The organism is Actinomadura coerulea, from assembly GCF_014208105.1.
Lineage (GTDB): Bacteria > Actinomycetota > Actinomycetes > Streptosporangiales > Streptosporangiaceae > Spirillospora > Spirillospora coerulea.
On the sequence record NZ_JACHMQ010000001.1, the window covers coordinates 1,421,741 to 1,443,264 of the forward strand.

At 71.8% G+C, this 21,524-nt stretch carries 20 protein-coding genes; 17 read left to right on the forward strand and 3 right to left on the reverse strand.

Going from position 1 to position 21,524, the window contains the following annotated elements; all coding sequences use genetic code 11:
• Positions 1-2: 2 nt before the first annotated feature.
• The 15 genes from BKA00_RS06655 (at position 3) to BKA00_RS06725 (ending at position 15,444) form a co-directional block, all read left to right on the forward strand.
• Positions 3-545 (forward strand): LemA family protein, encoded by a 543-nt coding sequence (locus BKA00_RS06655; RefSeq protein ID WP_185024086.1) that lies wholly within the window; start codon positions 3-5, stop codon positions 543-545.
• Between the two features lie 123 nt (positions 546-668).
• Positions 669-1,706, forward strand: coding sequence for a DUF3048 domain-containing protein (locus tag BKA00_RS06660; RefSeq protein ID WP_230299254.1), 1,038 nt, complete (start codon positions 669-671; stop codon positions 1,704-1,706).
• 133 nt (positions 1,707-1,839) lie between these two features.
• Positions 1,840-2,763, forward strand: coding sequence for a pyridoxal 5'-phosphate synthase lyase subunit PdxS (gene pdxS / locus BKA00_RS06665; protein ID WP_185024087.1), 924 nt, complete (start codon positions 1,840-1,842; stop codon positions 2,761-2,763).
• Between the two features lie 139 nt (positions 2,764-2,902).
• Positions 2,903-3,517, forward strand: a complete 615-nt coding sequence (locus BKA00_RS06670; protein ID WP_185024088.1) for a DUF6928 family protein — start codon at positions 2,903-2,905, stop codon at positions 3,515-3,517.
• A gap of 111 nt (positions 3,518-3,628) precedes the next feature.
• Positions 3,629-4,246: a pyridoxal 5'-phosphate synthase glutaminase subunit PdxT gene (pdxT, locus tag BKA00_RS06675; RefSeq protein ID WP_276530161.1), complete on the forward strand. Its 618-nt coding sequence runs from the start codon at positions 3,629-3,631 to the stop codon at positions 4,244-4,246.
• Between the two features lie 3 nt (positions 4,247-4,249).
• On the forward strand, positions 4,250-5,005 hold the full coding sequence (locus tag BKA00_RS06680) for a YebC/PmpR family DNA-binding transcriptional regulator (RefSeq protein WP_185024089.1): 756 nt from the start codon (positions 4,250-4,252) through the stop codon (positions 5,003-5,005).
• An 83-nt stretch (positions 5,006-5,088) separates the two neighbouring features.
• Positions 5,089-6,240, forward strand: coding sequence for a GNAT family N-acetyltransferase (locus tag BKA00_RS06685; RefSeq protein WP_185024090.1), 1,152 nt, complete (start codon positions 5,089-5,091; stop codon positions 6,238-6,240).
• Between the two features lie 37 nt (positions 6,241-6,277).
• On the forward strand, positions 6,278-6,871 hold the full coding sequence (gene ruvC / locus BKA00_RS06690; RefSeq protein WP_244993772.1) for a crossover junction endodeoxyribonuclease RuvC: 594 nt from the start codon (positions 6,278-6,280) through the stop codon (positions 6,869-6,871).
• Positions 6,868-7,476 carry a Holliday junction branch migration protein RuvA gene (ruvA, locus tag BKA00_RS06695; RefSeq protein WP_185024091.1) on the forward strand — a complete coding sequence of 203 codons (609 nt, stop codon included), beginning with the start codon at positions 6,868-6,870 and terminating at the stop codon, positions 7,474-7,476. Before ruvC ends, ruvA begins: the two co-directional genes overlap by 4 nt.
• Positions 7,477-7,505: 29 nt before the next feature.
• Positions 7,506-8,579: a Holliday junction branch migration DNA helicase RuvB gene (gene ruvB, locus BKA00_RS06700; protein ID WP_185024092.1), complete on the forward strand. Its 1,074-nt coding sequence runs from the start codon at positions 7,506-7,508 to the stop codon at positions 8,577-8,579.
• 178 nt (positions 8,580-8,757) lie between these two features.
• Positions 8,758-9,294: a preprotein translocase subunit YajC gene (gene yajC, locus BKA00_RS06705; protein WP_185024093.1), complete on the forward strand. Its 537-nt coding sequence runs from the start codon at positions 8,758-8,760 to the stop codon at positions 9,292-9,294.
• A gap of 42 nt (positions 9,295-9,336) precedes the next feature.
• Positions 9,337-11,145, forward strand: coding sequence for a protein translocase subunit SecD (secD, locus tag BKA00_RS06710; protein ID WP_338072101.1), 1,809 nt, complete (start codon positions 9,337-9,339; stop codon positions 11,143-11,145).
• A 2-nt stretch (positions 11,146-11,147) separates the two neighbouring features.
• Positions 11,148-12,317 (forward strand): protein translocase subunit SecF, encoded by a 1,170-nt coding sequence (secF, locus tag BKA00_RS06715; RefSeq protein ID WP_185024094.1) that lies wholly within the window; start codon positions 11,148-11,150, stop codon positions 12,315-12,317.
• Positions 12,318-12,329: 12 nt separating this feature from the next.
• Positions 12,330-12,854 (forward strand): adenine phosphoribosyltransferase, encoded by a 525-nt coding sequence (locus BKA00_RS06720; RefSeq protein WP_185024095.1) that lies wholly within the window; start codon positions 12,330-12,332, stop codon positions 12,852-12,854.
• Between the two features lie 103 nt (positions 12,855-12,957).
• Positions 12,958-15,444 (forward strand): RelA/SpoT family protein, encoded by a 2,487-nt coding sequence (locus BKA00_RS06725; RefSeq protein ID WP_185024096.1) that lies wholly within the window; start codon positions 12,958-12,960, stop codon positions 15,442-15,444.
• Positions 15,445-15,497: 53 nt separating this feature from the next.
• On the opposite strand, the gene aspS is transcribed toward BKA00_RS06725, so the two are convergent.
• From aspS to BKA00_RS06740, 3 genes are read right to left on the reverse strand one after another with little or no spacing between them, the layout of a single operon-like run.
• Positions 15,498-17,258 (reverse strand): aspartate--tRNA ligase, encoded by a 1,761-nt coding sequence (gene aspS / locus BKA00_RS06730; protein WP_185024097.1) that lies wholly within the window; start codon positions 17,256-17,258, stop codon positions 15,498-15,500.
• Positions 17,255-18,535: a histidine--tRNA ligase gene (gene hisS, locus BKA00_RS06735; protein WP_185024098.1), complete on the reverse strand. Its 1,281-nt coding sequence runs from the start codon at positions 18,533-18,535 to the stop codon at positions 17,255-17,257. Before hisS ends, aspS begins: the two co-directional genes overlap by 4 nt.
• An 11-nt stretch (positions 18,536-18,546) precedes the next feature.
• Positions 18,547-19,242 (reverse strand): MBL fold metallo-hydrolase, encoded by a 696-nt coding sequence (locus tag BKA00_RS06740; protein WP_185024099.1) that lies wholly within the window; start codon positions 19,240-19,242, stop codon positions 18,547-18,549.
• A gap of 219 nt (positions 19,243-19,461) precedes the next feature.
• Between BKA00_RS06740 and BKA00_RS06745 the strand changes: the two genes are divergently transcribed.
• Both BKA00_RS06745 and BKA00_RS06750 read left to right on the forward strand, forming a co-directional pair.
• Positions 19,462-20,211, forward strand: coding sequence for a peptidylprolyl isomerase (locus BKA00_RS06745; RefSeq protein WP_185024100.1), 750 nt, complete (start codon positions 19,462-19,464; stop codon positions 20,209-20,211).
• A 73-nt stretch (positions 20,212-20,284) separates the two neighbouring features.
• Positions 20,285-21,520 (forward strand): DUF349 domain-containing protein, encoded by a 1,236-nt coding sequence (locus BKA00_RS06750; protein ID WP_185024101.1) that lies wholly within the window; start codon positions 20,285-20,287, stop codon positions 21,518-21,520.
• Positions 21,521-21,524 lie beyond the last annotated feature (4 nt).

Genomic DNA, 21,524 nt, shown 5'->3' on the forward strand with positions numbered 1-21,524 from the left:
GCATGTCCTACGACTGGGTCATCGACGTCCTGTTCTGGGTCGCCATCGTCTTCCTGATCGCGGTGTACGTGTCGTGGCGCGCCACCCGGCTCGACCGGCTGCACGTGCGGGTCGAGACCGCCCGCGCCGCGCTCGACGCCGCGCTCGTCAGGCGGGCCGCCGCCACGCTGGAGCTGGCCGCGTCCCGGTTCCTGGACCCGGCCACGAGCCTGGTGCTGGCCACCGCTGCCCACGAGGCCCGCACCGCCGACGCCGAGGGCCGCGAGTTCGCGGAGAGCGACCTGTCGCGGGCGCTGCGCGCCGCCGTCGACCAGCCCGGGTTCGTCGACGCGCTCGACGCCCGCGGCGACGGCGACGGCAGGGCGGTCCTGGAGGAGCTGTCCTCCGCCGCCGCGAAGGTCGCCTACGCCCGCCGCTTCTACAACGACGCCGTCTCCCAGGCCCGGATCGCGCGCCGCAAGCTGCTCATCCGCGTGCTCCCGCTCGCCGGGAGGGCCCCGCTCCCGGACTTCTTCGAGATCGACGACGACCCGCCCGGGATCTGACGGCCGCGATCGGCCGCGTCCGCGTCGATCCGCGGAGTCCCGCGCGGCCGTACCACCGGGCGGGCGAGCGCACCGGACCGCGTTCGCTACCCTCGGGCAGATCGTCCAAAGGAGGGGTAGATCGTGCGATCTGTCTGGGACACCACCGTCCGGGGGCGCGCGGCCGCGGGGATGGGCGTCGTCGTTCTCGGCGCCGCGCTGTCGGCCTGCTCGGGCTCGGACGGCGCGAAGCCGGCGCCGCCGCCGTCGCGCGGCACGGACGCGCCCCAGGCCGGCGTGACGCCGACCCCCGCGACGCATCCGTTCACCGGCGGCGCCAAGGGCCTGGCCAACCCCGTCCTCGCGGTCAAGATCGAGAACACCCGGCCCGCGCTCCCGCAGAGCGGCGTCTCGGCCGCCGACATCGTCTACGTCGAGCAGGTCGAGGGCGGCGAGACCCGGCTGATGGCGGTCTACTCCTCCAGGCTGCCGAAGAAGGTCGGGCCCGTCCGCAGCGCCCGCATCTCCGACCTGCACATCCTTCCGCAGTTCGGCCGCCCCGCCTTCGCGTTCTCCGGCGTCCAGAGCAAGATGAAGAAGTACATCCGCAAGGCGCCGGTGTACGACATCTCCCAGGAGAGCGCGGGCGCCGCGTACTTCCGCTCCGGCGACAGGCGCATCCCCTACAACCTCTACGCCGATCCCAGGAGTCTGCTGAAGCGGGCGCCCAAGGCCGCGAAGCCGCGCGACATCGGATTCCGCTTCGGGGACGCCCCCGAGGGCGGCAAGCCCATCCGGTCGTTCACCGCCCGGTGGCCCGCCGCCACCATGGGGTTCACGTGGTCGGCCAAGCAGAAGCGGTGGCTCGCCAGCTGGGGCGGCAGCCCCGACCGCGCCGCCGAGGGCGGGATCCTCGGGGGCCGGACCGTCGTCGTCCAGTACGCCAAGACGACCCGCTCGAAGTTCCACGACTTCCTCGGCAGCTACACCCCGCTGATCCACACCACCGGCACCGGGCGCGCGGTCGTCCTGCGCGACGGCAAGGCCTACAGCGCCAAGTGGTCGCGCCCCTCCGAGAGCGGCGGCACCGCCTACACCACCGCCGACGGCAAGCCGATGAACTTCGCCCGCGGCCAGGTCTGGGTCGTGCTCGTCAACGACGGAAAGCCCTACACCCCCTAGACGGGCGCGCCCGGCGGGCCGCGCCCGTCACTCCGTAAGCGGCCGGCGCCCCCTGCTGACACTCTGCCGGGTCGAGAGGTCGTACGAGCAGGCAATATCATGGGATAAGACCTGTCGTCCGTCCACGTGAGGAATGCCCGTGTCCACTTCCACTCCCGCCCCTGACAACGCCGCGCCCGAGACCGGGACAGCCCGCGTCAAGCGCGGCATGGCGGAGATGCTCAAGGGCGGCGTGATCATGGACGTCGTCACGCCCGAGCAGGCGAAGATCGCCGAAGACGCGGGCGCGGTCGCCGTCATGGCCCTGGAGCGGGTGCCCGCCGACATCCGCGCCGAGGGCGGCATCTCCCGGATGAGCGACCCCGACATGATCGACGGGATCATCGCCGCGGTCTCCATCCCCGTCATGGCCAAGGCCCGCATCGGCCACTTCGTCGAGGCGCAGGTGCTGCAGGCCCTCGGCGTCGACTACATCGACGAGTCCGAGGTGCTCACGCCCGCCGACTACGACAACCACATCGACAAGTGGGCGTTCACCGTCCCGTTCGTCTGCGGGGCCACCAGCCTGGGCGAGGCGCTGCGCCGCATCACCGAGGGCGCGGCGATGATCCGCTCCAAGGGCGAGGCCGGCACCGGCGACGTCTCCAACGCCACCACGCACATGCGCAAGATCCGGCAGGAGATCCGCCGCCTGCAGAACCTGCCCGAGGACGAGCTCTACGTCGCGGCCAAGGAGCTCCAGGCCCCCTACGAGCTGGTCAAGGAGGTCGCGCGGGCGGGCAAGCTGCCCGTCGTGCTGTTCACCGCGGGCGGCATCGCGACCCCCGCCGACGCCGCGATGATGATGCAGCTCGGCGCCGAGGGCGTCTTCGTCGGCTCCGGGATCTTCAAGTCCGGGAATCCGGCCCAGCGCGCCGAGGCGATCGTGAAGGCCACCACCTTCCACGACGACCCCGACGTGATCGCCAAGGTGTCCCGCGGCCTCGGCGAGGCCATGGTCGGCATCAGCGCCGCCTCCCTCGGCGAGGACCAGAAGTTCGCCGGCCGCGGCTGGTAGCACGGGTGCGTCCGCCCGGCCCGGGTGGCCGGGCGGATCGGCGGGTACCCCCTCCACACGGGCCGCCGAAAGGGTTTACGCTGACGGCGCGGCCGGAGGGGCGAGCCCTGGCCGGCGCCCGGCCGCGGGAGGGAAGAGCATGGCTTGGTCGGTCGCGCTGGCATGCGCGAGCGCGGGTGAACCCGCCGAGGTGTTCCGGCCGGGCCTGGTGCCCGATCCGGACGCCGCCGCGAAGATCGCGCGCCGCCTCTATCCGGCGGCCACCCTCACCGAGACCGGCGACACGGTCCTGGACTTCGCGCTCTGGCCCTACGACGACGAGCTGTTCGTCGGCGCCTTCGAGCGGGCGCTGCTGCTGTGCGATCGGCGGCTGTTCTGCCTTGACGACGACGCCCGCCGCATCGCCGACACCGCCGCGGCGGCGCTCCCAGGCTCCCGCTGCGGCGTCCTCGTCCTGCACAACGTGATCCGCAGCTGCTGGTTCCGCTGGTACGAGGCGGGCGTGCTGCTCCGCGACGTGTACGTCACCGCCGAGGACGGCGTGGTCGTCGACCAGGGCGAGCGGCTGGCCGCCGAGCGGCCCTTCTGGCGCGCCGTAGACGCGGGCGCCCCGGACGTGCCGCTCCCGTTCGACCCGGAGGAGTTCGGCCTCGCCCTCGCCGAGGAGTACATGTTCGGCCGCGGCATCGCCGACCGGGGCAAGGACGGCTTCCTCCCCCTGGAACTCCCGGTCCGCCGTTTCCGGCATGCCTGACTCTCACCCCGCCCCGAGCGCGGCGGGGTCTGGGAAGATCAGCCAGGTCGTGGGGCGTTGTAAGGAGCGTCTAGGGTTGAGACGTCTCCTGTGCCCCCGGAAGGTTTCCACGTGACTGCTGTGCCCACGATCGGTGTCCTCGCCCTGCAGGGCGACGTGCGCGAGCATGCGCGCGCGTTGGAGGAGGCCGGGGCGCGCACCGTGAAGGTGCGCCGCCCCGACGAACTGGAACGGGTCGACGGGCTGGTCCTGCCCGGCGGGGAGTCCACCACCATGTGGCGGCTGGCGCGCTCGTTCGAGCTGCTCGAACCGCTGCGCAAGCGCATCGAGGCGGGCATGCCCGCCTACGGCTCCTGCGCGGGCATGATCATGCTCGCGGACCGGATCCGCGGCGGCGCGGCGGGCCAGGAGACCGTCGGCGGGATCGACATGACCGTGCGGCGCAACGCGTTCGGCCGGCAGGTCGACTCGTTCGAGGCCGCCGTCCCGCTGACCGGTATGGGTGACACGCCGTACCACGCCGTTTTCATCCGCGCACCCTGGGTGGAGTCCGTCGGCGACGCCGTCGAGATCCTCGGACGCGCGGAGAGCGGGCCGAACGCCGGTAGGATCGTCGCCGTCCGCCAGGGGCGCCTCATGGCGACCGCGTTCCATCCGGAGTTGACAGGCGATTTCCGCGTGCACCACTACTTCGCCGATCTGGTGCGCCGGACGACAGAGGAGGATTGACAGATGTCCGGCCATTCCAAATGGGCGACGACCAAGCACAAGAAGGCGGCCCTCGACGCCAAGCGGGGCAAGCTCTTCGCCAAGCTGATCAAGAACATCGAGGTGGCGGCCCGCACGGGCGGCGGCGACCCCGACGCGAACCCCACCCTCTACGACGCCATCTACAAGGCGAAGAAGAACTCGGTCCCGAACGACAACATCGAGCGCGCCCGCAAGCGGGGCGCCGGTGAGGAGGCCGGGGGCGCCGACTGGCAGAACATCACCTACGAGGGCTACGCCCCGGGCGGTGTCGCCGTGCTCATCGAGTGCCTGACCGACAACCGCAACCGGGCCGCCTCCGAGGTCCGGGTCGCCCTGACCCGCAACGGCGGCTCCCTCGCCGACCCGGGCTCGGTCTCCTACATGTTCAACCGCAAGGGCGTCGTGATCGTCCCCAAGGCGGGCACCAGCGAGGACGACGTGATGATGGCCGTCCTGGACGCCGGAGCCGAGGAGGTCAACGACCTCGACGAGGAGAACTTCGAGGTCGTGAGCGAGGCCGGCGACCTGGTCGCGGTCCGCTCGGCGCTGGTGGACGCCGGGATCGACTACGAGTCGGCGGAGAGCAAGTTCCTGCCGAGCGTCACCGTCCCGCTCGACGAGGACAACGCCAAGAAGGTGTTCCGGCTGCTGGACGCCCTGGAGGACTCCGACGACGTCCAGGAGGTCTACGCCAACTTCGACGTGAGCGACGAGGTCATGGCCTCCATCGACGCCTGACGCGCCGTCGCACCGCGAACGCCGCCGCCGCCCGCCCGGGTGCGGCGGCGTTCCCGTCGGCGCCGTCGCATACGGTCTGGATCATGGAGATTCGCGCTCTCGCACCTGACGAGGCGGACACCGTCCGCGACATCCGGGCCCGCGCCTTCGGGCCGCTGCCCGACGAGGTGTGGGCGCGGCGGTCCCGCCTGGTCCGGCAGTCGGCGGAGGCGGGGAGGCAGTTCGCCGGCCTCGACGGCGGCGCGGTCGTCGCCACGGGGGCCCTGCTCGACATGACGCAGTGGTGGCACGGGCGGGCGGTCCCGGCGGCCGGCGTCAGCGCGATCACGGTGGCCCCCGAGGAGCGCGGCCGGGGGCTCGGCCGACGCCTGATGTCGGACCTGCTGGAGCGGTGCGCCGATCTCGGCCACCCGCTCGCCATGCTCTATCCGGCCACGACGCGGCTCTACCGGTCGCTCGGCTGGGAGCACGCGGGGGGCTGGCACCACGTCGACCTGTCCACCGAGGCCCTGCGCACGATCGCGGCCGAGCGGGTCCCCGTCCGCAGGGCCGGGCCCGGCGACGCCGCGGAGGTGGCCGCCGTGGTCGGCGGCACGCACCGGACCGCGCTCGACTCCGGCCCGGTCGGCTGGCCCGAGGCGAGGTGGCGCGTGCTTCTGGACGACCCGGACGCCTACCACTACCTGGCCGAGGACGGGTTCCTCTCCTACCGCTGGGCGGAGGGCAACGCCGGGCTGGAGGTCTCGCGACTCGTCGCCTCGTCCGAGAGGACGCTGAGGGCCCTGTGGGCCATCGTCGGGTCCGGTTCGTCCACCGCCGAGTCGGTGCGGGCCTGCGTGTCGCCGATGGACCCGGTGCTGTGGCTGCCGCGCGAGCGCGAGCGCGAGGCCGTCCACCGCTCCCAGTGGATGCTGCGGGTGGTCGACGCGCCCGCGGCGATCGCGGCGCGCGGCTACCCGGCCGGGGTGGCCGCCGGCGTGCCGCTGGAGATAGACGATCCCCAGCGTCCGGCCAACTCGGGCCACTGGCGCCTGGAGATCGAGGACGGACGGGGACGGCTGGAGCGCTCCGCCGCCGGCTCCGGCGCCGTGCGCCTCGGACCGCGCGGCCTGTCGGCCCTCTACTGCGGGATCCCGGTGCCGACCCTGCGCCGCGCCGGGCTGCTGGAGGGCGGCGACGCGGAGGCGCTCGGGGCCGCCTTCGCGGCCACGCCGTTCTCACTGGATTACTTCTGACCGGCCGCGCGGATTGATAGCGTTGGCGGCCGAACAGATGATCGAAGGAGCGGCCGTGCGGGTGATGGGGGTGGACCCCGGGCTCACCCGGTGCGGGGTCGGGGTCGTCGAGGGCGCCCCGGGGAAGCGGCTGCACCTGGTGCACGTGTCGGTCGTGCGGACCGCCCCCGACGAGGACCATGCCCTGCGCCTGCTGGGCGTCGAGACGGGCATCGCGGCCGTCATGGACGAGCTGCGCCCCGACGCCGTCGCCGTCGAGCGCGTGTTCTCCCAGCACAACGTGCGGACCGTGATGGGCACGGCCCAGGCCGCCGGGATCGCCATGCTGCTGGCCGCCCGGCGGGGCCTGCCCGTCGCGCTGCACACGCCCAGTGAGGCCAAGGCCGCCGTCACCGGGAACGGCCGCGCCGACAAGGCGCAGGTGACCAGGATGGTGACCCGGCTGCTGTCCCTGGAGACGGCGCCGAAGCCGGCGGACGCCGCGGACGCGCTCGCCCTGGCGATCTGCCACGTCTGGCGTGGGGGAGCGCAGCGGCGGCTCGCGCACGCGCAGGTGTCGCGCGTCGAGGAGGCGGCCAGGGCCGAACGGGAGCGGCTCGCCGCCCGGAGCAGAGGAGGAAACGTCCAGTGATCGCCTTCGTCAGCGGCCGGGTGGCCGCGGCCGGTCCCGACGGGGCGGTGATCGACGTGCACGGCGTCGGCCTCTCGCTGCAGTGCAGCCCCGCCACGCTGGCCGGCCTGCGGGTCGGGGAGCAGGCGCGGGTGCCGACCTCCCTCGTCGTCCGCGAGGACTCCCTCACGCTGTTCGGCTTCGCCGACGACGACGAGCGCACCGTCTTCGAGCTGCTCCAGACCGCCAGCGGCGTCGGGCCCCGCCTCGCCCTGGCGATGCTGGCGGTCCACTCGCCGAACGCGCTGCGCCGCGCCGTGTCCACCGAGGACGTGACGGCGCTCACCAAGGTGCCCGGCATCGGCAAGAAGGGCGCGCAGCGCATCGTCCTGGAACTGCGGGACCGCCTCGGCGGCCCGGTCGGCGACGACGGCGGCGACCTGCGCGCGCCCGCGCGCGCCGAGCCGTGGCGCCAGCAGGTGCAGATGGGCCTGGTCAACCTCGGCTGGTCGGCCAAGGACGCCGACTCCGCCGTGGACGCGGTCGCGGCCGAGCTCGACGGCGGCGAGACGCCCCCGGTCGCGGCCCTGCTGAGGTCGGCTCTGAAGAAGCTGAGCAAGCAGTGATGGATCCCGGGGAGGCGCGGGGAGCGGGGATGAGCGGGCCCGACGAGACAGGGCGGCTGGTGTCGGCGGACGCCGACGGGGTCGAGGAGCAGCAGATCGAGGCCGCGCTGCGGCCGAAGAAGCTGGACGACTTCGTCGGGCAGGAGCGGGTCCGCGAGCAGCTCTCGCTGGTGCTGCACGGCGCACTGGGGCGCGGCCGGACCCCCGACCACGTGCTGCTCTCGGGCGGGCCCGGGCTCGGCAAGACCACCCTCGCCATGATCATCGCCACGGAGCTGGGGCAGCCGCTGCGGATCTCCTCGGGTCCGGCGATCGAGCGGGCCGGCGACCTCGCGGCCGTGCTGTCGACCCTCGCCGAGGGCGAGGTGCTGTTCCTGGACGAGATCCACCGGCTGGCGCGGCCCGCCGAGGAGATGCTCTACATGGCGATGGAGGACTTCCGCGTCGACGTCGTCGTGGGCAAGGGCCCCGGGGCGACGGCGATCCCGCTCGACATCGCGCCTTTCACGCTGGTGGGGGCCACGACGCGGGCGGGCATGCTGCCCGGCCCGCTGCGCGACCGGTTCGGCTTCGTCGCGCACATGGACTTCTACGAGCCCGCCGAGCTGGAGATCATCGTCCGCCGGTCGGCCCGGCTGCTGGACGTGGAGATCGCCGATGACGCCGCCGCCGAGGTCGCCGGGCGCTCGCGCGGCACGCCCCGCATCGCCAACCGGCTGCTGCGCCGCGTCCGCGACTATGCCGAGGTCCGCGCCGACGGCGTGGTCACGCGGGAATCGGCCCGCGCGGCCCTGGCGTTGTACGAGGTGGACGAACGGGGCCTTGACCGGCTCGACCGTTCCGTCCTGGAGTCGCTGATGCGCAAGTTCGGCGGCGGGCCGGTGGGCCTGTCGACGCTGGCCGTGTCAGTGGGGGAGGAGCCCGAGACCGTCGAGGTCGTCGCGGAGCCGTTCCTCGTCCGGCAGGGGCTGCTCGCCAGGACCCCGCGCGGAAGGGTCGCCACCGCGGCGGCGTGGGCGCACCTGGGGCTTCCCCAGCCGCCGACGGCGCCGATGGCGGGCACCCTGTTCGACCTGGACAGGGACGCCGGCCGGACGGAATAGTGATCATCTGATAACGGGTTGGGAACTTCCCGGCGTCACCGATCGTCGCCTCGTTGCCGGGGTCTCGCGTACTCTCTAGACTCCGGGACTTGGTTCACCGTCTCCAGCCGGCGGTCCCGTTGCACGTGACCGGTCTGGTCACAGGCTGGGCAATCGACATCGGAAGGATGCCCCAGTAATGGGCAGCGACATGATTCTCGCGGCGAACTCCGGCGGTAGCGGGGCTTTCAACCTGCTCCTGCTCCTCGCCGTGCCACTGGTCTTCTACTTCCTGCTGATCCGGCCGCAGAGCAGGCGCCGGAAAGAGCAGATGCAGATGCAGAACGCCATGGAACCGGGCGCTCGCGTCCTCACGACCAGCGGCATCCGCGCGACCGTCGTGTCGGTCGACGACGACGGCATCGTTCTGGAGATCGCCGACGGCGTCGAGGTCCGGTTCGTCAAGCAGGCCGTGATGCAGGTCCTCAAGGACGACGAGCCCGAGGAGCTCGACGACGAGCACGACGGCGACGACGAGCCCGCCGAGGAGGAGGACGGCGACCGCGTCGACCTGTCCAAGGACGGCTCCGAGGTCGACCTGTCCAAGGACGGCTCCGAGGTCGACCTGTCCAAGGACGGCGACGACGAGGCCGCGGACACCGCGGGCGAGGACGGCGAGCCCGAGTCCAAGCCGAAGGGGAAGGCGAAGGTCGAGGCGGGCGACAAGCCCGCCTGACCCCTCTCACGGCGACGATTACGACGGGAAGTACGACGACAAGTGGCTCCGCCCAAGAATGCTCCCAAGCCCGGGCGCACGCTCCTCGCGCTCTTCGCGATCATGGTGGTCATGGCCGGTCTGGCGGTCTGGCAGGGGCAGACGAAGCCCAAGCTGGGCCTGGACCTCGCCGGCGGGACGACCGTGACGCTCACGGCCAAGACCGTGAACGGCAAGAACCCCCCGGCGAACCAGATGGACCAGGCCGTCAAGATCATGACGAAGCGCGTCAATGGTCTGGGGGTGTCCGACGCCGAGGTCGCCAAGCAGGGCAGCAACAACATCGTGGTGAACGTCCCCGGTGAGGGGCAGGGCCGCGTCGTCAACCTGATCGGGACGACGGCCAAGCTGCAGTTCCGCCAGGTGTTCGCGGTGGCCGACGGGAAGCCGTCGACCGGGGCGGCGCCCGCCCCGTCCCCCAGCCCGTCGAAGAGCGCGGGGGAGAAGAAGGACGGGAGCAAGAGCCCGTCGCCGTCCGCGTCGGCCTCCCCCTCGGGGGGCGCGTCGCCGTCGGCGTCGTCAACTCCGCGCGGCAGGGCCCTGTCGGGGGCGATGACGGCCCCGACGCCCAAGCCGTCCGGGTCGGCCGCGCCGTCCGCCGCGCCGTCGGCGTCGTCGCCGCTGGGCCAGCCGTCCGGCCGGCCCACGGCTCCCACGCAGGAGTACCCGGGCGTCACCGACAAGGCCGTGATCAGCCAGTTCGAGGCGCTGAACTGCTACGGCGGCGACCGGCGGGCCCCGGGGTCCAACGACCCGAACCGCAAGTTCGTCGCCGCCTGCGACCAGGACGAGGAGAGCGGCCAGGCCGCCAAGTACATCCTCGGCCCGGTCCGGGTCCTGGGCGAGAGCGTCTCCTCGGCGAGCGCGATGCCGCCGAACGCGCAGCAGGGCCAGGCCAGCTGGTCGGTCTCGCTGAAGTTCAACGGCACGGGCGCCCGCCAGTTCGGCGAGGTCACCACCGCCGCGTCCCAGGCCTACCAGCAGAACCCGTCCTCCCCGCAGGCGCAGGTCGCGATCGTGCTGGACGGCCAGGTCGTCTCCGCGCCCAGCATCCGCGAGGGCGCCATCACCGGCGGCACCGCCAGCATCGACGGTCCGCCCGACAGCTTCAACGAGCAGTACGCCACCGACCTCGCCAACGTGCTCAAGTACGGGGCGCTGCCGCTGGAGTTCAAGCAGAGCTCCATCGACGAGGTGTCGTCCACGCTGGGCTCCGACCAGCTGACCGGCGGGCTGATCGCCGGCGCGATCGGGCTCGGCCTGGTGGTGCTCTACTGCCTGTTCTACTACCGGGGCCTCGGCGTGGTGGCGGTCACCAGCCTGGTCGTGGCGTCGGTCATCACCTACGAGGCGGTGGTGATCCTCGGTGAGGGGATGGGCTTCCGGCTCTCCCTGCCGCACATCATCGGCCTGATCGTGTCCATCGGCATCACCGCCGACTCGTTCATCGTCTACTTCGAGCGGCTGAGGGACGAGCTGCGGGCCGGGCGCAAGCTGCGCTCGTCGGTGGAGAACGCCTGGAAGCGGGCGCGGCGCACGATCCTCGTCGCCGACGCCGTCACCTTCCTCGCGGCGCTGGTGCTGTACTTCCTCGCGGTCGGCGGCGTGGCCGGGTTCGCGTTCGCGATGGGCCTCACCACGCTCATCGACGTCGTCGTGGTGTTCTTCTTCACCAAGCCGATGGTCGCGCTGCTGGCGCGCACGAGCTTCTTCGGACGCGGGCATCCGATGTCCGGACTCGATCCGAGGCGCCTGCACAAGCCGCAGGACACCTCCGCCCCAGCCGCCCGCACGACGAGCCAGGAGGCCTGAGCATGGGAACGCGTGCGGCCATCTCCCGGATCTACCGGGGCGAGATCAGCGCGGACATCGTCGGCCGGCCGAAGATCTGGTACACGATCTCCGGGCTGCTGCTGGCGCTGTCGATCGCGGGCCTGCTGGTGCAGGGCCTGAACTTCGGCGTGGAGTTCAAGGGCGGCTCCGTCTTCACCTTCAAGGCGCCGAGCGCCTCGATCGAGCAGGTGCGCGGCGCCGTCACCGACGGCGGCGCCCACCAGGTGATCGTGCAGAAGGCGGGCGGCGACTGGCGGGTCACGACCGAGAGCCTGTCCTCCGACCAGGTCACCGAGGTCAAGACGAGCGTCTCCAAAGAGCTGACCGTCCCCGCCGACAAGGTCAGCACGCAGGTCGTCGGCGCCTCGTGGGGCGGTGAGATCCAGAAGAAGGCCTGGCAGGCGCTGCTGGTCTTCATGGTCCTGATCATCGCCTACCTGTCGGTGGCGTTCGAGTGGCGGATGGCCGTGGCCGCGGTCGTGGCGCTCGTCCACGACCTGGTGATCACGGCGGGCATCTACGCCTGGTCCGGCTTCGAGGTGACCCCGGCCACGCTGCTCGGCTTCCTGACGATCCTCGGCTACTCGCTGTACGACGCGGTCGTCGTCTTCGACATGATCAAGGAGGTCACCAAGCCGCTCGGCCCGACCTCCAGGACGACCTACAGCGAGGCGGCCAACCAGGCGCTCAGCAGCACGCTGGTCCGGTCGCTGAACACCTCGCTGGTGGCGATCCTGCCCGTCGGCGCGATCCTGTTCATCGGCACGACGCTGTTCGGCGCCGGCACGCTGAAGGACCTGTCGCTGGCCCTGTTCGTCGGCATGATCGTCGGAACGTACTCCTCGATCTGCGTGGCGACGCCGCTGCTCGTCCAGTTCAAGGAGCGCGAGCCGAAGTACAAGCAGATCCGGCAGAACATCGCCCGGCGCGAGCAGAGCTCCAAGCGGACGTCGAAGGCCAAGGTCAGCGCCGGGGCCGGCGCCTCCTCGCCCAGCGCGGGGGAGAACGGCCCGTCCGACGACGACGGCGGCGGAGACCAGCAGGGCACCCCCGAGATCCGCAGCACGGTCACCGTGCGGAAGGTCGTGCAGAGCGGGTCGCGGCAGCAGCCGAAGCGCGGGTCGCGGCAGCAGCGCCGCGGCGGCAAGTAGGGCGGGGACGCAGTGGACCTCGGCAAGCTGATCCAGGAGCGGATCCGCGACATCCCCGACTATCCCAAGCAGGGGGTGATGTTCAAGGACATCACCCCCCTGCTGGCCGACCATGTGGCGTTCGCCGGGGTGGTCGACGCCGTGGTGAACCACCACGGCCGCGGCACCATCGACAAGATCGTCGGTATCGAGGCCCGCGGGTTCATCCTCGCCGCGCCCGTCGCCTACCACTTCGGGGCGGGCTTCGTCCCGGTGCGCAAGAAGGGGAAACTGCCCTCGGCGACGGACGCGGAGACCTATGATCTCGAGTACGGGAGCGAGACGATCGAGATCCACCTCGACGCCTTCGACCCCGGCGACCGGGTACTGATCGTCGACGACGTCCTGGCCACCGGGGGCACGGCCAGGGCCGCCGCCGAACTCGTCCGGCGGGGCGGCGGAGAAGTCGTCGGGCTGTCGGTCCTCCTTGAGCTGTCGTTCCTGCACGGACGCGACAAGCTGGGGAATCTGGACGTTCACTCCCTGGTTACGGTCTAGTACGAAATAGGGCCGGATACACTGACGCCATCAGGGTCCGGCGGGAACGGGCGCGGCCCGCGCGAACGAGCGGTGCGGCGCCCGGGTGGACTAGGGAGGCTGGGTGCCAGGTGAGGTGGTATCGACCGACGCGGTGAACACCGCCGCCGAGGAACGGCGCGCGCCTCCACCGCCCGACGTCCGGCCGCCCGAGCCCGACGAGCCCGCCGTGCGGACGCCCGCGTCCGCCCCGCCCGCCCAGCCCTCGTCGGGATCCGATGTTCCCCCAGCCCCAGACCCAGGCCCCGGCGCCCCGGACGACGATGACGCGTCCGGGTCCGCCGCCCCGTCCAGGCCCACGCAGGCCACGATTCCGCCGTCCGCCGCCCGGGTGCGCCGCAGGCTCGCCAGGCTGGGCGCCCAGCGCGGTCCCGCTATGAACCCGGTACTCGAACCACTGATCAAGACGGTCCGCAACACGCATCCCAAGGCGGACCTCCGGCTCATCGAGCGCGCCTACGACGTGGCCGCGCACTACCACCGGCACCAGAAGCGCAAGAGCGGCGACCCGTACATCACCCATCCGCTCGCGGTCGCCACGATCCTCGCCGAGCTCGGCATGAACACCGAGACGCTCTGCGCCGCGCTGCTGCACGACACCGTCGAGGACACCCCCTACACCCTCGACCAGCTGAGCGCCGAGTTCGGCGACGAGATCGCCGCCCTGGTCGACGGAGTCACCAAGCTCGACAAGGTCAAGTACGGGGAGGCCGCGGAGGCCGAGACCGTCCGCAAGATGGTCGTGGCCATGTCCCGCGACATCCGCGTCCTGGTGATCAAGCTCGGTGACCGGCTGCACAACATGCGCACGCTGCGCTACATGCCGCGGCACAAGCAGGAGAAGAAGGCCCGCGAGACCCTGGAGGTGTTCGCGCCGCTCGCGCACCGCCTCGGGATGAACACGCTGAAGTGGGAGCTGGAGGACCTCGCGTTCGCCACGCTGTACCCCAAGCGGTTCGACGAGATCGCCCGCCTGGTGTCCGAGCGCGCCCCGCGCCGCGACGTCTACCTGCAGGAAGTGATCGAGAACGTCTCCACCGACCTGCGCGAGGCCCGGATCAAGGCCACCGTGACGGGCCGGCCCAAGCACTACTACTCGATCTACCAGAAGATGATCGCGCGGGACGTCAGCTTCGACGACATCTACGACCTGGTCGGCATCCGGGTCCTCGTCGACAGCGTCCGCGACTGCTACGCCGCCCTCGGCTCGATCCACGCGCGATGGAACCCGGTCCCCGGCCGGTTCAAGGACTACATCGCGATGCCGAAGTTCAACATGTACCAGTCGCTGCACACGACGGTGATCGGCCCGGAGGGCAAGCCCGTCGAGCTGCAGATCCGCACCTGGGGCATGCACCGCCGCGCCGAGTACGGCGTCGCCGCGCACTGGAAGTACAAGGAGGAGACGGTCGGCGGCCGCAAGGCCGGCGACATGCAGTGGCTGCGCCAGCTCCTCGACTGGCAGAAGGAGACCGCCGACCCGGCCGAGTTCCTGGAGTCGCTGCGCTTCGACCTGTCGGTCTCCGAGGTGTTCGTGTTCACGCCGAAGGGCGACGTGATCGCGCTGCCGCAGGGCGCCACGCCCGTCGACTTCGCGTACGCGATCCACACCGAGGTCGGGCACCGATGTATCGGCGCCCGCGTCAACGGGCGCCTCGTCCCCCTCGAATCGACCCTCGACAACGGCGACACTGTCGAGGTCTTCACCTCCAAGTCGCAGGACGCGGGCCCGAGCCGCGACTGGCTCGGCTTCGTCAAGAGCGCCCGCGCCCGCAACAAGATCAAGCACTGGTTCTCCAAGGAGCGCCGCGACACCGCGATCGAGTCCGGCAAGGACGCCATCGCCCGCGCGATGCGCAAGCAGAACATGCCGCTGCAGCGGATGATGTCCGGCGAGGCCCTCCTCGCCCTCGCCCGTGACATGCGCTACCCGGACGTGTCGTCCCTGTACGCGGCGGTGGGCGAGAGCCAGGTCTCCGCGCAGCACGTCGTGCAGCGCCTCGTGGACGCCCTCGGCGGTGTGGAGAGCGCCGAGGAGGACCTCGCCGAGATCGCGCTGCCGACGCGCCGCAAGCGCAGCCGCCCCGCCGGCGACCCGGGCGTCGTCGTCGCCGACGACCCCGACGTGTGGGTCCGGCTGTCGCGCTGCTGCACCCCGGTGCCCGGCGACGACATCGTCGGCTTCGTGACCCGCGGCCACGGCGTCTCCGTCCACCGCTCCGACTGCGCCAACGTCGAGAGCCTGAGGTCGCAGCCCGACCGCCTGATCGACGTCAAGTGGTCCCCGGGCGAGGACTCGGTCTTCCTCGTCGCGATCCAGGTGGAGGCGCTCGACCGTCCCCGCCTGCTGTCGGACGTGACCCGCGTCCTGTCCGACCAGCACGTCAACATCCTGTCGGCGTCGGTCACCACGACCCGCGACCGCGTCGCCGTCAGCCGCTTCACCTTCGAGATGGGCGACCCGAAGCATCTCGGGCACGTCCTGAAGGCCGTCCGCTCCATCGACGGCGTCTACGACGTCTACCGGGTGACCAGCGGCGCCACCAAGTAGGGGCACGCACGCGAAAGGGCGGCCGCGGGCGCGGCCGCCCTTTCGCGTGCGGGTCAGCTGTCGGCGGGCTCGTCCTCGGGGACGAAGTCGACCCCGGCCTCCGCGCGCTGCTCGGGGGTGATGGGGGTCGGCGCGGCGGTCAGGGGGTCGTAGCCGGAGGCGGCCTTCGGGAAGGCGATCACGTCGCGGATCGACTCCTGGCGGGCGAGGAGCATGACCACCCGGTCCCAGCCGAACGCGATGCCGCCGTGCGGGGGCGGGCCGAACTTGAACGCCTCCAGCAGGAAGCCGAACTTGGACTCCGCCTCCTGCTTCGACAGGCCCAGCACGTCGAAGACGCGCTGCTGCATCTCGGCGCGGTGGATACGGATGGACCCGCCGCCGATCTCGTTGCCGTTCAGGACGAGGTCGTAGGCGTCGGCGAGGGCGGTGCCGGGGTCGTCCTGGAAGGTGTCGGCGTACTCGGGCTTGGGCGCGGTGAACGGGTGGTGCACCGACGTCCAGCCGATCTGCTCGCCCTTGTCGTCCTCGACGGGCTCGAAGATCGGCGCGTCCACGACCCAGACGAACTTCCAGGCGGACTCGTCGATCAGGCTGCGGCGGCGGCCGATCTCCAGGCGGGCGGCGCCGAGGAGCTCCTGCGTGGAGTGCCGCTTGCCGGCGCCGAAGAAGACCGCGTCGCCGGGGGAGGCGCCGGTCTTGGCGGCGAGGCCCTCCTTCTCGGCGTCGGAGAGGTTCTTGGCGACCGGGCCGCCGAGGGTGCCGTCCTCCTGGACGAGCACGTAGGCGAGGCCGCGGGCGCCGCGGGCCTTCGCCCAGTCCTGCCAGCCGTCGAGCTCCTTGCGGGTCTGGGACGCGCCGCCGGGCATGACGACCGCGCCGACGTACGGGGCCTGGAACACGCGGAACGACGTGCCGGCGAAGTACTCGGTCATGTCGGTCAGCTCGTTGCCGAACCGCAGGTCGGGCTTGTCGGAGCCGTAGCGGGCCAGCGCGTCGGCGTAGGTGATGTGGGGGATCGGGAGGGGGATCTCGTACCCGGCGATCTCCTTCCACAGGCGCGCCACGAGGGCCTCGCCGACCGACAGGACGTCGTCCTGCTCGACGAACGACATCTCGATGTCGATCTGGGTGAACTCGGGCTGCCGGTCGGCGCGGAAGTCCTCGTCGCGGTAGCAGCGGGCGATCTGGTAGTAGCGTTCGAGGCCGCCGACCATGAGCAGCTGCTTGAACAGCTGCGGCGACTGCGGGAGCGCGTACCAGTGGCCGGGCTGGAGCCGGACGGGGACGAGGAAGTCGCGGGCGCCCTCCGGGGTGGACCGGGTGAGGGTGGGCGTCTCGACGTTCACGAAGCCGTGCGCCCGCATCACCTCGTGCGTCAGGAACGAGGCCTCCGACCGGACCTTCATCGCCCGCGCGACGCTCTCGCGGCGCAGGTCGAGGTAGCGGTACTTGAGGCGGATCTCCTCGTTGACGTTGACGTCGCCCTCGATGGGGAACGGCAGCGGCGCGGCGTCGGAGAGGACCTCGATGCGGGCGGCGGCGACCTCGACCTCGCCGGTCGGAAGCTCGGGGTTCTCGTTGCCCTCCGGCCGGACGCGGACCTCGCCGACGACCTTGACGCAGTACTCGGCGCGCAGGTCGTGCGCGGTGTCCTCCTCGCGGAAGACGACCTGCGCGGTGCCGGAGGCGTCGCGCAGGTCGATGAACGTGACGCCGCCGTGGTCGCGGCGCCGGCCGACCCAGCCGGCCAGCGTCACCTGCTGCCCGGCGTGCTCCTTGCGGAGCGTCCCCGCCTCGTGGGTGCGGATCATTTCGAGAGCCTTTCCTTCAACGTCGTGGTGAGGTCGGTGAGCGGGACGGCGGTCTGCTCGCCCTCGGCCAGGTCCTTGACCTGGGCGACGCCGTCCGCGATATCTCGCTCCCCGAGGATCACGGCGTACCGGGCGCCCGAGCGGTCCGCGTCCTTCATGGCGCCCTTCAGCTTCTTGCCGCCGAACGCCATGTCGGCGGCGATCCCGGCGCGGCGCAGCTCGGCGACGAGCGCGAACAGGCGCCGCTCGGCGGTGTCGCCGAGCGGCACGCCGAACGCCTCGCAGCGCGGCTTGGCGGCGAACGCGGGGCCCTGCCCGCCCGAAGACTCGGCCTCCAGGGCGAGGATCGTGCGGTCGAGCCCGAGCCCGAACCCGATGCCGGGCAGCGGGGGGCCGCCGATGTCCTCCGACAGCCCGTCGTAGCGGCCGCCGCCGCCGATGCCGGACTGGGCGCCGAGCAGCGGGTGGTCGAACTCGTAGGTGGTGCGGGTGTAGTAGTCCAGGCCGCGGACGAGGGTCGGGGTGTCCTCCCACGCGATGCCGAGGTCGCCGAGCAGCTCCCGGACGCGGTCGTGGTGCGCCTTGCACGCCGGGCACAGGTGGTCGGCCATCAGCGGGGCGCCCGCGAGCTGCTCGCGGACCTTGGGGCGCTTGTCGTCCAGCACCCGCAGCGGGTTGATCTCGACGCGGGCCCGGGTGTCCTCGTCCAGGTCGAGGCCGCGCAGGAAGTCCTGCAGCAGGGCCCGGTAGGCGGGGCGGCACTCCTTGCAGCCGAGCGAGTTCAGCAGCAGCCGCACCCGGGTCAGGCCGAGGGACCGGTACCAGTTCCACGCGATCGCGATGGTCTCGGCGTCGACCTGCGGGTCCTCGCTGCCGATCGCCTCCAGGTCGAGCTGGTAGAACTGCCGGTAGCGGCCCTGCTGCGGGCGCTCGGCCCGGAACGCGGCCCCGGTCGTCCACACCTTGACCGGCAGCGGGCCCTTGTGCAGGTTGTTCTCCAGGACGGAGCGCAGCACCGACGCGGTGAACTCGGGGCGCAGCGTCAGCGACCTGCCGCCCCTGTCCTCGAAGGTGTACATCTCCTTGGACACCACGTCGGTGGACTCGCCGACGCCGCGCCGGAACAGGTTGGTGTCCTCGAACACCGCCAGTTCCAGGTAGCCGTAACCGGCCAGCCTCGCCTGCTCGGCGAAGGCCTCCCGGATGGCGTAGAAGAGGTCCGCGCGCGGCGGAACGTATTCGCTGACCCCCTTCGGGGCCCGGAAACTCGAACTCATGGTCTTTTAGATCAGAATCCCTTGTCAGGTCCGTCCGCGGGGACCAGTTCCGAGAGGAACGGATTGGTCGCGCGCTCGCGGCCGATTGTGGTCTGCTCGCCGTGGCCGGGCAGGACGGCCGTCTCGTCGGGCATCGTGAGGCACACGCGGGACAGGCTGGCGAGGATCTCCTCGTACGATCCGCCCGGCAGGTCGGTGCGCCCGATGGAGCCGGCGAACAGCAGGTCGCCGCTGAACATCACGTCCGGGACCTGCTGGGCCTTCGGCGTCCGGAACGTCACCGACCCGGGCGTATGGCCCGGCGCGTGGTCGACGGTGAAGCTCAGCCCGGCCAGCTCCAGCACCGCCCCGTCGGCCAGTTCCCGCACGTCGTCGGGCTCGGACAGCTCCAGGCCCCCGAACAGCTGCTGCCCGGCGCCCAGGGACAGCCCCTTGGCCGGATCGGTCAGCAGGTCGCGGTCGTCCGGGTGGACGTAGGCCGGGACGTCCTTGGCGCCGCAGACCGGGGCCACCGACCAGACGTGGTCGAGATGGCCGTGCGTCAGCAGCACCGCGACCGGCTTCAGCCGGTGCTCGCGCAGGATCTCCTCGATCCCGCCCTCGGCGTCCTGGCCGGGATCGATGATCACGCACTCCTCACCGGCGGCGGGCGCCACGACATAGCAGTTCGCGGCGAACGATCCAGCGGGGAACCCGGCGACGAGCACGGTCGTCCTTCCTTAGAACCATCTCGGTGGGCGTGTCCGAGGGTACCGGCGCGGCCGCGGCCACCGCGAACGAGTTGGCGCGGCCGACGTGTCGCGGGGCGCGGCCCGCCGGGGCGCGGCCGGGCGGGAACGCGCTCCCTGAACGCGGAGGCGCTTTTACTCCCGGGTACCGCTACTATGCGCTGCACGTTCACCTGATCACACCGGAAGGCGAGGCACGTGGCGGCGAAGGACCGCAAGAAGCAGCTCGCGCGGCAGCGCTACGAGCGGCAGCGGCAGCGGCAGGCGCAGGAGGCGGCGCGGGCGCGCCGACTCAAGATCATCACTGCCGCGGCGGTGGTGGCGGTCATCGTCGTCGGCGGCGCCGCGTTCATGGTGCTCACCAAGGACGACAAGTCCACCGCCGCCGGGCCGCAGTGCACCTACAAGGCGGCCCAGCAGGACGGTGCGCCCAAGGGCGTCGGCACCCCTCCGGGCAAGCCCGCCTACACGGACGTCGTCCAGACGACGATGAAGACCAACCAGGGCGACGTGGAGGTGCAGCTGTACGGTGGCAAGGCGCCGTGCACGGTGAACTCCTTCGCGTACCTGGCGCAGAAGAACTTCTTCGACAAGACCTCGTGCCACCGGTTGACGAGCGGCGGGCTCAACGTCCTGCAGTGCGGCGACCCGACCGCGAAGGGCACCGGCGGGCCGGGCTACCAGTTCGCGAACGAGAACACCGACGGCGCCATGTACACCGAGGGCACGCTCGCCATGGCGCACAGCAGCCTGCCGGACTCCAACGGCAGCCAGTTCTTCATGGTCTACAAGGACTCCCAGCTCCCGCCGGACTACACGGTGTTCGGAAAGATCACCAAGGGGCTGGACGTGCTGAAGAAGATCGCCGACGCGGGCTCGGACCCGAAGGGCGACGGCAAGCCCAAGAAGAAGGTAGAGATCCAGGACGTCACGATCGCCGGGAAATAGGCGAACGGGACACTAAGGTGTGGAGGGTCCGGTCGCCGTGAGCGCGTCCGGACCCGCGATTCAGGAGGCAAGGGTGTCCAGCGCGACCGATCCCTGGGGCCGGGTGGACGAGGACGGCACCGTCTATGTCAGGACGGCCGACGGCGAGCGGGTCGTCGGGTCCTGGCAGGCCGGGGCGCCCGAAGAGGCCCTGGCCTACTTCAAGCGCAAGTACGACGCGCTCGTCACCGAGATCGGCCTGCTCGAGCAGCGGGTCCGCACCACCGACCTGCAGCCGGCCCAGGCGCAGCAGGGCATCGACCGGCTGCGCGAGGCCGTCACCGACGCGCACGCGGTCGGCGACCTCGACGCCCTGCTGCGCCGCCTGGACGGCCTGTCGGAGCGGGTCGGGCGGCGCCGCGAGGAGGTCAAGGCCCAGCGCGAGCAGCACCGGCACGAGGCCCGCGACACCAAGGAGCGCATCGTCGCCGAGGCCGAGCGCATCGCCGTCGAGGAGACGCACTGGAAGAACGGCGGCGAGCGCCTGCGCCTGCTGGTCGAGGAGTGGAAGGCCGCCGACCGCATCGACCGGCCCACCGAGACCGCGCTGTGGAAGCGGCTGTCGGCCGCCCGCAACGCCTTCACCAAGCGCCGCAAGGCCTACTTCGCCACCCTCGACGACCAGCGCGATGAGGCCCGGCGGGAGAAGGAGCGCCTCGTCGCCGAGGCCGAGGCGATGTCGGGTTCCACCGACTGGGGCGACACCGCGGCCGCCTACCGCGACCTGATGCGCCGCTGGAAGCTCGCCGGGCGCGCCTCCCGGGACGTCGAGGAGGACCTGTGGGCCCGCTTCAAGGGCGCCCAGGACACCTTCTTCCAGGCCCGCAGCGCGGCGTTCGCCGAGCGCGACGCCGAGTTCCGCGGCAACGCCGAGGAGAAGGAGAAGATCCTCGCCGAGGCCGAGCGGCTGCTGCCGGTGCGGGACGTCCGGCAGGCCCGCCAGTCCCTGCGCGCGATCCAGGAGCGCTGGGAGGCCGCCGGGATGGTGCCGCGCGACCAGCGCGACCGCCTCGAGGGGCGGCTCCGCAAGGTCGAGGAGGCCGTGCGCTCAGCCGAGGAGAACGAGTGGCGCCGCACCAACCCCGAGGCGCGCGCCCGCGCCGAGGCCACGGTGGGGCAGCTGCGCAGCTCCATCGAGCAGTTGGAGAAGCGGCTCGGCAAGGCCCGCGAGGCCGGTCGCCAGAAGGACGTCAAGGAGGCCGAGGAGGCCCTCAGCGCCCGCCGCGCGTGGCTGGAAGAGGCCGAGCGCACGCTCGCCGAGTTCTCCTGACCCG

Excerpts from the sequence above, each read along its gene's own strand:
- BKA00_RS06655 (WP_185024086.1), top strand. The coding sequence starts at position 3 with ATGTCCTACGACTGGGTCATCGACGTCCTGTTCTGGGTCGCCATCGTC.
- pdxS (WP_185024087.1), top strand. The coding sequence starts at position 1,840 with ATGCCCGTGTCCACTTCCACTCCCGCCCCTGACAACGCCGCGCCCGAG.
- BKA00_RS06670 (WP_185024088.1), top strand. The coding sequence starts at position 2,903 with ATGGCTTGGTCGGTCGCGCTGGCATGCGCGAGCGCGGGTGAACCCGCC.
- BKA00_RS06680 (WP_185024089.1), top strand. The coding sequence starts at position 4,250 with ATGTCCGGCCATTCCAAATGGGCGACGACCAAGCACAAGAAGGCGGCC.
- BKA00_RS06685 (WP_185024090.1), top strand. The coding sequence starts at position 5,089 with ATGGAGATTCGCGCTCTCGCACCTGACGAGGCGGACACCGTCCGCGAC.
- ruvC (WP_244993772.1), top strand. The coding sequence starts at position 6,278 with ATGATCGAAGGAGCGGCCGTGCGGGTGATGGGGGTGGACCCCGGGCTC.
- ruvB (WP_185024092.1), top strand. The coding sequence starts at position 7,506 with ATGAGCGGGCCCGACGAGACAGGGCGGCTGGTGTCGGCGGACGCCGAC.
- yajC (WP_185024093.1), top strand. The coding sequence starts at position 8,758 with ATGGGCAGCGACATGATTCTCGCGGCGAACTCCGGCGGTAGCGGGGCT.
- secF (WP_185024094.1), top strand. The coding sequence starts at position 11,148 with ATGGGAACGCGTGCGGCCATCTCCCGGATCTACCGGGGCGAGATCAGC.
- aspS (WP_185024097.1), bottom strand. The coding sequence starts at position 17,258 with ATGATCCGCACCCACGAGGCGGGGACGCTCCGCAAGGAGCACGCCGGG.
- hisS (WP_185024098.1), bottom strand. The coding sequence starts at position 18,535 with ATGAGTTCGAGTTTCCGGGCCCCGAAGGGGGTCAGCGAATACGTTCCG.